The sequence below is a fragment of the uncultured Sunxiuqinia sp. genome, assembly GCF_963974515.1.
GTDB lineage: Bacteria > Bacteroidota > Bacteroidia > Bacteroidales > Prolixibacteraceae > Sunxiuqinia.
The window spans coordinates 1-12,513 of the sequence record NZ_CAXBDD010000107.1 but is presented as its reverse complement, the minus strand read 5'-3'; the positions used below and the strand labels follow the sequence as shown (position 1 = coordinate 12,513).

At 40.9% G+C, this 12,513-nt stretch carries 8 protein-coding genes; all 8 read right to left on the bottom strand.

Features of this window, described 5'->3' with window-relative positions; genetic code table 11:
* On the bottom strand, positions 1–1,504 hold a 1,504-nt coding region (locus AAC033_RS16280), incomplete at its 3' end, for a RagB/SusD family nutrient uptake outer membrane protein (RefSeq protein ID WP_339740048.1).
* Between the two features lie 35 nt (positions 1,505–1,539).
* Positions 1,540–4,956 (bottom strand): TonB-dependent receptor, encoded by a 3,417-nt coding sequence (locus tag AAC033_RS16275; RefSeq protein ID WP_339740046.1) that lies wholly within the window; start codon positions 4,954–4,956, stop codon positions 1,540–1,542.
* 139 nt (positions 4,957–5,095) lie between these two features.
* Positions 5,096–6,142 (bottom strand): FecR domain-containing protein, encoded by a 1,047-nt coding sequence (locus AAC033_RS16270; protein ID WP_339740044.1) that lies wholly within the window; start codon positions 6,140–6,142, stop codon positions 5,096–5,098.
* A gap of 127 nt (positions 6,143–6,269) precedes the next feature.
* A complete protein-coding gene (locus AAC033_RS16265) occupies positions 6,270–6,869 on the bottom strand; it encodes a sigma-70 family RNA polymerase sigma factor (protein ID WP_339740042.1) in 600 nt (199 codons plus the stop codon).
* 244 nt (positions 6,870–7,113) lie between these two features.
* Positions 7,114–9,327, bottom strand: coding sequence for a glycoside hydrolase family 97 catalytic domain-containing protein (locus tag AAC033_RS16260; protein WP_339740040.1), 2,214 nt, complete (start codon positions 9,325–9,327; stop codon positions 7,114–7,116).
* On the bottom strand, positions 9,320–10,351 hold the full coding sequence (locus AAC033_RS16255; RefSeq protein WP_339740038.1) for an aldose epimerase family protein: 1,032 nt from the start codon (positions 10,349–10,351) through the stop codon (positions 9,320–9,322). The genes AAC033_RS16260 and AAC033_RS16255 overlap by 8 nt, the downstream gene beginning before the upstream one ends.
* Positions 10,352–10,638: 287 nt before the next feature.
* Complete coding sequence (locus tag AAC033_RS16250) at positions 10,639–11,013, bottom strand: AraC family transcriptional regulator (RefSeq protein WP_339740036.1); 375 nt, start codon at positions 11,011–11,013, stop codon at positions 10,639–10,641.
* Complete coding sequence (locus AAC033_RS16245) at positions 10,997–11,275, bottom strand: hypothetical protein (protein ID WP_339740034.1); 279 nt, start codon at positions 11,273–11,275, stop codon at positions 10,997–10,999. The genes AAC033_RS16250 and AAC033_RS16245 overlap by 17 nt, the downstream gene beginning before the upstream one ends.
* Between the last annotated feature and the right edge of the window lie 1,238 nt (positions 11,276–12,513).

Here is a 12,513-nt window from a genome sequence, read left to right as displayed (position 1 = left end):
AATACCCAGGATTCTGGTCTTCCTCGTTTATCAATTCGTTCTGTTTAATTTCCGATTCCGGGATTGGATAAAGGTTGTGGAACTCCGAAATCATGCCTTCTTCTTTCGCCCATGGATTACGTTCTTTCACCAACGAAACCAATTTTCCAGTACGAATCAAGTCAATGCGTCTCCATCCTTCGAATCCAAGCTCCCGCATCCTCTCGTCCATAATTTGAGTTCGGAACTGGTCTTGAGACATCCCCGTTGACCAAGCATGTTCTGGTGGCAAGGTTCCACCAAAAGCTCTGGTTCGGACGGTTGTGTTAACCAGCTCAACTGCGGCTGATGTTTGTCCCAGTTCATTTAAACACTCTGCCTTAGAGAGTAGAATATCCGAAAGGCGAAGAAAATAAATCAAACCACCTGAATACCAGAAGTTTTGTACTCCTTGGGTACGAATGTCTTCAAACTTCTTGGTGTGAGGACCCAACTCGTCAGCTTGTCCAGTCCAGGTAATTTGCGGTTCCCTCCCATCAGGCAAGGTAAAATCATAACGGATTGAGGCATTCTTCCGAGTATCACCTGACTCCCAGATACCACCATCAGATACATTTTCCGCATAATAGTCAGTCGGCATACAAAGATCATAACCGCCGAAATAGGTGTTAGCATCAAGGTCTGCTACGGCTCTCGATCCGGCATGATGTTGAACCATGTTGTTATCAGGCCACACGTTTGTGAACTGGAAAGCGTAAATAATTTCAGAGCTATTTTGGTTTGTTGTGGTGTTAAATAACTCCCCATAATTACTCAACAGCGAATAATTTGGAATTACCATGTCAAAATAATCTTTTGCCTTTTCGAAATCACGTAGCCCTGTACTTTCGGGAGCACTCATGTAAATCTTACCAAGCAGCGCTTGCGCCGCAGCTTTTGTGGGAAGCTTCTTATCCTCCTGTGTAGTTGGCAAATTAGTGGCTGCGTTTTCAATATCCTTGATTATGAACTCGAAGACATCTGTCAGGGGCTGTCTGGATTCTCTCATGTCATCCAAATCAATAATTGGAATCGGTCCCCAATACATCGCCAATTCATAGTTAACCACTCCACGAATAAATGACGCTTCAGCTTTCAAGGTCTCAGATGTAGCATACTTGGCTGCTTTAGCTGCCGCACTCACTATTGGCCATCTCCGATTCCACTGTTCGGCTAAAACAGAATTTGAAGCATTGAGGGCCCCGTTATACTTGTCCAAGGCTGCCTGCGTGTTATTCTCTCGAATCTGCTGCCCACCTTGCTTGCCCTCGTCTGTACCCATGGTGTACATATATAGTGCCCGCCGGTCACTTCTCGTCGCCCGCCATTGCGTGTACAAGCCTGAAATTAAGAGCTCAATATTCTCCTCGTCGCCATACACCTCTTCCTCGGTTAATTGTGTCTTTGGCTCCTCTGTTAGAAAGTCTTCGCAAGAGCTAAACATTAAAGCCCCTAATAAAATGCTTAGGTAATATATTTTTTTCATTTTGTCGTATTTAATTGTTACTAATCAGAACTAGCCTAGAAACTAAAATTCAACCCTAAAACAAACATTCTTGCGGTTGGATACCAATCTCCATTTTCTGGGTCATATCCTTTATATTTTGTTAGGCAAAACAAATTACTTCCGGTCGTATATACTCTGAAATCTTTCATTCCGACCTTTTGAGCAACACTTCCTGGCAGGTCATAAGCCAAGGTCAATGTTGATAGTCTTAGGAAAGAGGCGTCTTGTAATGCCCATGAGGTTTCTCCAGTAGAAAAGCGAATCGAATTGTCGTAGGTTGCTCTTGGAATATTTGTATTTGGATTCTCTGGCGTCCAACGATCCAACATGTCTTTATGCGCCGAACTGTAACCCGTTCCATTCATCAATCCCTCATACAAGCTACCAATCGCTTTAGCACCCGAAGAGTAATTAAACACAGCATTAAGTGACAAGCTTTTATAAGCTAATCGAGTTGAAAAACCTCCATAAAACTTTGGATCACTCTTTCCAACGATCACACGGTCATCCTCGTCAATCACTCCGTGCCCCTCTTCTCCTTCTTGTTGTTGATCTTTAGGTAGGATGTCACCAGGTTCCAATGTTTTCCCAGGCAGGGTTAGAGAATTAACGTAATCCATATCTTCTTCCTGAATAATCCTGTCAAACTCCCACATGTAAATCGTATTCAAAGACTCGCCCAGAAAGAAATTCCCTGTTCGTTGTATTTCAGTTCCGGTAAAGCCTCCGAAATTATAAATGGCATCAATATCTCCATACAACTGGGTCACCTCATTTTTGTCAAACGAAATATTAGCGGCAACATCCCATTTAAAGTCTTCTTGATCGATTATGGCTGCATTTACAGAGAACTCAAAACCTTTGTTGGTCATTTCACCGATATTCTCAATCGCCGAACCATAACCTGTCAAGGTTGAAAGCGTACGACGCATTAGCAGGTTCGAGTTAACAATATTGAAATACTCTGCCGTCATTTGTATCCGGTTATCAAGAACACCTAGATCCAACCCTATATTCATTTGAGATTGCTTTTCCCAGGTCAGTGCAGAAGTTCCGCGCAATCCTGTTGAATTGAAAGATACTTTACCGTCTGAGTAGGATGGATTATAAAGGCTAAAAAAAGCGTAGTCCGGAATATTTTGATTACCCACAGAACCATAGCCAAAGCGTAGCTTTGCCAAGTCAAAAAGACTTTGTCCACGCATGAAATTTTCATTGGCCATATTCCAGGCTAGTGCGACTGATGGAAACAGTCCCCATTTGTGACCTTCGTTGAACTTGGATGAACCGTCATACCGTGCTGTTACAGTCGCATAATATCTGCCGTCGTAGCTATAGTTTAAGCGCCCCAAGTATGACATCAAAGTTGACGTAACTTGATTGGAACCTAAGTTGAAGTTTTCTTTGCCAAAAGCGGCTCCCAGGTTAAAATACCCAAAGTCGTCAACCGGATAATCTTGTGCTGTGACATTGGTATATTTAAACATATTCTTACTAAGACTGGTACTGACCAATGCAGTCAAGAAATGCTTATCAAACTTCATGTCGTACGTTGCCGAATTATCCCATTGGTAGTTAAACGCATGATCCAGATTATGAATGGCAATCCCGCGATAGGAATTTCTTAATGCCTGCTGAATATCACTCGGTGTATATTCATAGTATTCCTGGTCAATCAGGTCAACCGAAAAAGATGTCCGAACATTTAATCCTTCGATTGGATTAATATTCAAGTAATTTGATGAAAATATCCGACTCTTGTAAGTATCCTTATCCAGCGTCAATGTTTTGATTGGATTCTCGCTATTGATATCCCAGTTATTACCCCATGCCAAATACAAGTGCTCATCACTGATGGGCAACAGCGGGTTAGCCCCTCTCGCTACGCCAAAGACCTTTCCATCAACCAGGTCATTTACTGATCTTGTGTAGGAAGTATTTGTCCCTACTTTCAACCAGTTTTTTACATTTTGCTCGAGGTTTACCCGGCCAGAATATTTCTTATAGTTCGAACTTTTAACAATTCCTTCCTGGTCGGTATATCCAAAACTCAGATAGTAATTTCCCTTATCTGATCCGCCCGACATACTGAGGTTATGATTTTGCTGAAATGCAGCCCTTGTGACTTCATCAAGCCAGTTGTAACTTTCTCCATTATTATAGCTTTCAACCTCATAATCAGCAAACCACAATTTTCCATCAGCCAACAATTCCTCATCGATGAAATCTTGTCTCGTCGCATTGGGATTTAACGTATAGTAAGCGCCACCAACTGACCCTGCATTTTCAAGGGCATCAATTCTCAATTCAAACATGTCTTTGGCCCCCAGGGTGAGCGATTCGTTGGTGAACTCCTGCACGCCGAACCAGCCATCGTAAGTTACTTTTCCTTCTCCACTTTTTCCTTTTTTCGTTGTAATGATTACAACGCCATTGGCTCCCCTTGATCCATAAAGTGCCGTTGATGATGCATCTTTCAATACATTAATTGAAGCAACATCACTCAAGTTAATCATATTAAAGTCACGATCCATAACAATACCGTCCACCACATAAATTGGACTTGCACCGAAGTTCATGGAATTGTTTCCCCTGATTTTAATTGAAGCATCACTTCCCGGCTGTGGGTTTGACCTGATATACACACCGGCAGCCCGTCCTTGCAGGGCTTCGTTTACACTGGTAACCGGACGCTCCTTTAGCGTTTCTTCATTTACATTGACTATTGCACCTGTTAAATCACGTTCCTTAATAGCTGCGCCAACCACGATGACTTCGTTGATCGAAGTTATATCGGACAACAACACCACGTCAATATTTTGGCGATTAGAAACAGAAACTTCCTGTCTTTCAAATCCAATGAAACTAAAAATCAAGACCGCATCCCTGGGAACTTCCAAAGAATAATCTCCTTGAATATCAGTTATTGTTCCAATGGTTGTTCCTTTGATAACGACATTTACGCCAGGAATAGGCTGATTATCATCACTTGAGGTAACCTTACCGGTCACAGCAATCTGGTTATTTTGCTCTCCCTTTATTTCAACCTTCGACTTTTCATGCCAGCTTTTCTTAGCCACATTAATAATCTCATTCATCTGCATAAATTTCAGATCGGTTTCTGATGAAATATCAGAAAGGATGTCGTAAATACTGGCATTATTTTTATCAATGGTGATTCGCTGATTTCTATTTATCGCACGATCATCATAAACAAAGGTGTAATCCGTTTGTGATTCAATCAAATTGAAAATTTCAACGATCTTTGCTGCTTTGATATTCAGATTTATTCTGACTTCATTGATTGTATCCACCTTTTTCGAGGACTCCGCCTGTGCATACAAAGCAGAAAATGAGAATACTTGCAGCAATAGAATCGCTAAGACATAGCGAGGTCTATTTACCAATTGTCTTAATAAATAATTTTTCATAAGTTTGGAATAATTAATTGGTTCTTAATCTGATTAATAAACTAAGGCATGATGCTTTCACCTATTCATGCTTTTTTTTTAAGCCGGAGCTCCTAAACTCCGGTTTTTTGTTAGGATGTATTCATATCAGTTTTTGTGATTAACGTTCCTTAAAGCGTAACATAACCTCGTTTCCCTGGAGGGTGTAATCAATGTTCTCAGCAAAACTGATACTTTCCAACACCACGGCCAGAGACTTATTTTTAAATTTTCCGTTTACTCTCCATTCATCACCCGGTTCTCCTTCAACTTTAATTTCGACTCCGTACCAGCGCTTGATTTTTTTTACAAAATCATCGAAATCACTACCATCAAAGGTTAGCTCACCATCCTGCCAGGAAAGATCGCTGTCACTAACTTTCATTTTGATCGCATTGCCGTTTTTGGTCAGCAATTTTTCACCGGGAATCAAAGTCACATCGGACCATGCTCCCGAGGCTTCATTTTTAATTAAAACTTTTCCTGATTTTAATGCCACAGCCACAACATCCTCATCCTCATAAGCCTTCACGTTAAAAGAAGTTCCCAACACTCTGGTTGCAATTTCTCCACTTCTAACAACAAAAGGCTTTTCAGGATTTTTCGTTACCTTAAAGAAAGCCTCGCCACTAAGTGCAACTGATCGCTCAGCATGGAAGGACGAGGGATAAGACAGCGTACTGCCCGAATTCATGATCACCTGGCTACCATCGGGCAAAGTAATTGTCTGTTTTTCGCCAAATTTTGTAGAAACAACGAGCATTTCCGCTTGCTGCTGAATGAATGAATCATCCACCTTGGAACTAAAGTACCATACCAAACTGCCCACCGTGAAGAATAGTAAAAGAACGGCAGCAATCCTGGACCAATACCGGAAGAAAGGTATCGTTCTGGATTCTGGTTGCTTGTACAGTGAAGAATAGGCTCCTTTTTCAATTTTATCAAAAACACGAGTAAGTTGCTCTGCTGAAGGCGGAACGGAATGAAATTGAATGGAATCTGCTAATAAACAAGCTTGTTCAAACAATTTTCTTTTCTCAGGAAACTGGTCACCCCATGTGCTCCAAAATTGATCTAATTCAGGTGTAGGATTCTTAACCCAGCTTATAAATCGATCGTCTTCAAAAAAATCTTCAACCTGTTCAAAACTATAATCTCGTTTCTTCATACTTTTCTTGACTGCTTTTATTCTATAAGGAGCAAACCCCTGAAATGACATCAGAAAAAAGTAAGATTTTTAATGAGAAGTGATCACACAACTGATTTTGAAGGACAAACAGCAGTAATATAAGATCTTAGGCGAACACGTTGAAGCAAACGACGACCCTAAAGTTTGTTTTCAATCGATCCAGTGCCTTGTAAAAAATATTGCGAACAGAACGAACATGATCAAACCCCATGATTTCCCTTATTTCTTCATAAGAGAGTTCTGCATAAAAAAGATAGTATAAGACTTCTCGCTGCCGACTGGTAAGTTGTTGAACGGCTTCCGATAGCTTTAATAGTTGTTCTTCTTTGATTTGCTTTTCAACCAACAATGCTTCAATTGGCAACACAATCTCAAATTCTCTCTGTCCTTCAGTTGGTTCCAGAGAAACTTTCTCTATTTTTTTTCGGTATTCGATAACCCTCCTCTTAAGCGATTTAAAGAGGTAGAATTTTATGGAAGTATTTTTATCGGTGAGATTTTTTCTATTTTTTTTCAGATCAATAAAAAGATCTTGCACACAGTCTTCAACCAACTGTCCATTTCTTGTGAACTGGCTCCCATAATTAATTAAGTCGGCAAAATATTTCTGGTACATGAAAACATAAGCCGATTCGTCACCTTCTTTAAAGGCCAACCAAATCACTTGGTCAGATTGATCCTTAAATTCGTCGAAGTTATCATTCACTACTTCTGATTCAGAATTCCCAAACCTCTTCAACTTGCTTAGAGAGTTCAAACTATGGTTGCCTCCAGATCCGGACATATCGGTTGGTTAAGTTCCCGAATATAGATAAATCTTGATCCTTTCCAAAATCGTCCATAACTCTTCATTTTAGAACAACTATCGAATTATATTTATCTAGCTATGACGGCCGATACAGAATGGATTAAATACACCTATCCAGAAATCGTAGCGATTAAAAGAGTAGCTACTTCACAAACTTCTGCCTCATTCTAGCATCTGTGATTTCCACATCAGCAACATAAGTTCCGGGGTACAAATGGCCCACATTCACCTGCAACGACTTTTGATATGCGGGTATTTCTCTGGAGAAATGAAGTCGCCCCAAGAGATCAAAGATCTTAATCTTACTGATATATTCCTGCGATTGAACATTCAAAACCTCTCTGTCGGAATTGAGAAATAAATGGAGTTCACTCTTTTGTTCCAAGTCACTGGCAGATGTAGGTACAGACTTCTTTAAATACATCGCAAGCCCTCCTCCGGGGGCTAAGTTAAAATCCAAAACCGTTTGATTGGTAACCTCGATCGTTTCATAACCAATGGCCTTTGCGTCCTGTGTTGTATGCTCATTATCCCGGTAAACCTCTACTTCAAAGGTTTCATTGTTCGCCAAAAATGAAAAATCTATGGTAATGCTTCGCGACTCATTGTTTGTCATGGCACCGACATACCAATCGTCGTCCTTCTTGCGGGCTACGATCGCAAACTCACCAATCTTCCCATCTAGCGGCACTGTTTGATCCCATGTCGTTGGTACCTTCTTGAGAAAGTTCATGGCAATCATGTTTTTTCGGTATTCAACCGGGGAATCACATAAGTACCCCAGGGGTTGATCAAATAAGACGTACATCGCTAACTCGTGAGCCTTTGTCCCCATCGTCATCGGAATGCCGTGTGGGATTGGCTCAAACTCATCAACATGTACATTTCGCATTGAACCAGGCGTATAATCCAGTGGACCTGCCAGCATCCGAATGAAAGGGAATTCAGTATGATAAGTCGGATTCGGAGTCCTGTCCCATTTGGCACATTCGGCTCCCCTCACCGCTTCAAAGTTGACGATATTTGGATATGTCCGATGTAAGCCTGTCGGTTTTGGACACCCATGCAGAATGATTAACATTTCGCGTTTTGCACATTCATCAGCGAGTTGCTCCAGCCAATCAATCGCTTCCTGATCGTCCCGTTCAATCAAATCAATTTTCACTCCCGCTGCTCCAAAATTTTTAATTTGTGTCAATCGATCCGGGTTTTCGATCGGCAGATTGATAAAATCCCAAACAATTACTCCAACATCCTTTGAAGCTGCATAGCTGCAAACCTGGGCAGCATAATCCGTACTCCAACCTGCATCCATTGTAATGTACTCCATCTCAAATTCTGCAGCAAAGTCAATATAGTACTTATACAAGTCAAAACTCAAATTATTAAGACCTGATTCGATTTGATCAGTTTCCAAAATGGCGTCATGCCACCATTCCCAAACTGACTTACCCGGTCTTATCCAGGAAGTGTCCTCCAGTTTCGAAGCAGTCGCCAGCTTATAAATCAGTTCATTATTCAACAAATCCTTATCATCTTCATTGACAATGATCACTCGCCAGGGGAAAGTACGCGTTCCCTCAGTCTTTGCGAGATAATTTTCGCGCTCCAGAACCCGGTGATATGCGTAAACGTCATCGGGATCGGATACCGTTTTGGGGTAATACGCCCATTTTCCCTGCACTGTATTCTCCCCCGCTGGTTGCAAATACAATCCGGGATAGCTGAACAAATCAGACTCCGCGATTACGATATTCACTTGTTCATTCCGAAACAAAGCTGGCGTAATACAAAACTGATCCTGATTTATCTGATCCAGTGAACTGTAAGTATCATACGCTCTTTCCCAAGAGCGCATCGTTGGGTCTGCAGTTGGGAAAACACTACCTACCGGCTCCCCAAACACAAAATTCGCCTCTTCTAATTCGATAAAGATTTCATGGTCAAAAGAGGTCTTAAACCGGTAGGCTACCCCCTCATCGTATGCCCGCAGGATCAAAGCATAATTGCCTTCAAAAACAATGGTTAGTTCTTGATAAGAAGCAGCCAACTCATTGTTTTTTCCCAAAACAGGATAAAGTGTCTCGTCTAAATTCACAACGTCTGTCGTCTGCACAACAGGCTCATCCCCTAGAATGGTTCCACTGGCAAGATGCAATGCGATGGATGAGGATTTGATAATCTCCTCCCCATTATACGATACGCTATAGGTCAAATTCTCTCCAACCTCCAAACTCATGGTTAGCAACTGGTTTGGAGACTTCACGGAAAATTGTTCTGCCCTACTTATTGCAAAAGTACAAAGCAAAAGTATGGCAATGCTAAAGCTACCTAATTTCATTTCGAATCTATTCATGATTGGATTTTAATTCAAAGTGGTAACGGATTTCTTCATTGTACTCTGATCCTACCTTCAATAGCGTACTTGGAAAGTTCGGATGGTTCGGGCTATCGGGATAATGCAGGCACTCGATGCAAACTCCATCATAAGGCTGGTATTCAACCCCATGGCTACCCGGAACACGACTTTCAAGAAAATCGCCGGTATAAAATTGGACTCCGGGATAACTTGTGTAAACCTTCATCTGGCGTCCCGACTCAACATCCTCCAATAAACATGCAGGCTGACCAGCCCTTTTTTCTTCGAGCACATAGTAGCTATTTATGCCTTTAAAGCCAGGAGAATCCAAATTCATTTTCTCTACGATTCGTTGACCGCTGAAAGCCAACTCACCAGCAGGAACGATTCTTCCCGTAGGGATAAATTCATTCGTACACTGGACGATCCGGGAAGCTTCCAGTGTTAATCTTTGCTGAAGTCCGCTTTTCGACATTGCAGACAAATTAAAGTAGGCATGGTTGGTTAAGTTTAAAATGGTTTCCCTTGATGACACCGCATAAAATCGGATAATTAACTCCTGGCGATTATTCCACCGATAACAAACAGATATACTCAATGCGCCGGGAAATCCGCCTTGACCATCTGGACTATTCAGGTTAAAACGGATTTCATCAGCCAATATTTCTACCTCAAAAACCTGGATATTAAACCCTGAAAAACCGCCGTGATTAGAATGAACCCCGTCATTTTCATCAAGACAGAACTGCTCATTTCCAATATTAAAACGAGCATTTCTAATTCTGTTTGCAAAACGACCGATGGTTGATCCCACATAACAATCGTCCTTCAAATACCCATCAAGGCCAGGAAATCCAAGAACAACATTTCCCAGCTGTCCCTTGACATCAGGCACCACCACAGAAACCAAGGTTGCCCCATAATTCGTCAACTCAACGTAACTCCCTGTATCGTTCGTCATCCGATACAGCAACACCTCCTGACGCTTTAGTTCTCCTATTTTTATTTTTTCTATTCTCACACCACGTTTTTTCCTAAAGTCAATGCTTTAGGCAGCTTGCCAAAATACGCATCATTAGAATTTCGCTCCTTGAATTTCTCTTAGCACTCTCATTTTTAGATAAGGGTGAAAAACTAAAAATGACATCACTTTTTAATAGCTTTTTTGCAGAAACCGGAATGTTCAACAATAATCCAAGCGCCGCGAAAGGCTTGTTGCTCACCGAAACCTCCCACTACAGTTCACGTTTAGTGACAATCAGTCCTTTGCCGTCCCATCAATTCGGCAGGTGAATAGCCAAACTGCTTTTAAAAGGCGTATGAAAAATGTAAGAAGTTTTCAAATCCTACTTCATAGTAAACGTCGATGGGCTTCTTGTTCTTTTCGACAAACTGGTATTGGGCCAACTCCAGCCGTTTTCGGGTAAGCCATTTTTGCGGCGTTGTGTTGAACGCTTTGCCGAAGTCCTGTTTAAAGGTTGTCAGGCTGCGCCCGGTCAGAAAGCTGCGCTTTTTCAAAGGCAGATTAAACCTAAAGTTCCTTTCCATATAGTTGACCATGTCTATTTTCCCGGGTTCTTCAACGTTTGCCAACACGCTGTCAATTCCCCCGTCAATGGCCCTGAGAATACTGATCGCTTCGGTAATCTTCAGCGATGCAATAGCCTCAGGAAGGTCCTCCATTTCGAAATAAGGAATCAGCGAAGAAAGACAACTTACCAACAAGGGGTGATTGTTGTGCCAAAGAATTTTCGGCGATACCAAAGCTCTTTGCCTTTACATCCAGCCTTGAATAATAATCAATCATTCCCTCTTTTGAAAGGTGCATGACAACTGTTTTATTCGGTTGCACGTCTTTTGGATAATTAATGATGGTCGCCAACTGGTTTTTTGGGATTAGAAAAATATCGCTTTTTTTAAAGAAGTAGGTGGCATCAACCTGCACGATCTTTGTTTCACCGCAGTCGAATAGGAAGTCCGACTTAAACAAATTGTCCTCATAAAAAGAATGCTTAATTTCACTTGTTATATATTTTGCTTTATATTTGACCATCTCCCATTTTTAGTTTTCAAAATTCAGTAAGAAGCTTAACTGTCCGTCATTAATTAGGGGATGGATCTGATTGAGGAAGGAAAGCCCTTGGTGTCATATTGGGCAGCAATACTTTTATTATCATGCTGATTTTGTAATGGACAAAATTGAATAGTTCGTACATACGTCCTTTGTTTAGTGTTTTTACCCCACTTTCAAGCAACAGCTTTATGTGCAAAGATGAAAGTGATGAGTATATGATGCTCATGGCTATTGTCTGTATTGCCAGCATGCTTTGTAAGCACTCAAATGTTTTGATTTGTTTGTCTTACAGGTTGTAGCATTCCTTGTCTGATACGTCGGTGGTACTTGTGGAGAGCTCTCGATAAGGTATTCCGCGAGGCAAAGCAATTTGCGGGGCTCGAAAACTCGCAGGCACGAAGTGGAAATAAGCTTTACTTTCATTTCAATACCGCCTTGACCAAGGTGAATATTGCCAAGGTTATGCAATTGAGCAATTCCGACACCAGAGAAAACTCATTTTCAATGGTAACATATAAAGTGTCATTCCACAACAGATTAATGTTGTCCCGATTTCTTAGGCTGTTCGCCATTAACCTTTAAGCGGAACTCAATCAAAAATCATCAGCACGTCAAAGAACTATTGCTACAAGCAAACAGTTTAAAATAATGTAAGAGAGAATACGCAATCATTTCAAACCGCTTACCAACCGCCAAATAAAGTCAGGATTTGTTGTTCCCGTACAGAAAAAGAAGGAACTAGACATTGGCCTAACTCATTGTTTTTTTTTATCTTTAGGGATACCAGGATTCGTCTTGTATCCCGTAAGTGTCTTATTATCAGAACAATACCGAAATATTTCCAGAAAGAACTCACCGTTTAACTCACCTGAAATTTGACCGGTTTTCAATCAATTTGAAATGAGTTGGTTACATACTAATATACAAAATAATCCAATTTAATACTATTATTGAAGCTTAATTTTTAGAAGGGAACTCATGCTTTCAATGAAGTGTTACTGGAGTTTCCTTAAAAATCATCATATAATAAATCAAACATCAGTCCTATCAGGGCATCTAAGATATTTTGAAGTGAAAACTAAAAAAATAAAGATTCCTTAAAAAAATTG

Coding starts and splice junctions, on each gene's coding strand:
- AAC033_RS16250 (WP_339740036.1), bottom strand. CDS start 11,013: ATGGAGGACCTTCCTGAGGCTATTGCATCGCTGAAGATTACCGAAGCG.
- AAC033_RS16275 (WP_339740046.1), bottom strand. CDS start 4,956: ATGAAAAATTATTTATTAAGACAATTGGTAAATAGACCTCGCTATGTC.
- AAC033_RS16270 (WP_339740044.1), bottom strand. CDS start 6,142: ATGAAGAAACGAGATTATAGTTTTGAACAGGTTGAAGATTTTTTTGAA.
- AAC033_RS16260 (WP_339740040.1), bottom strand. CDS start 9,327: ATGAATAGATTCGAAATGAAATTAGGTAGCTTTAGCATTGCCATACTT.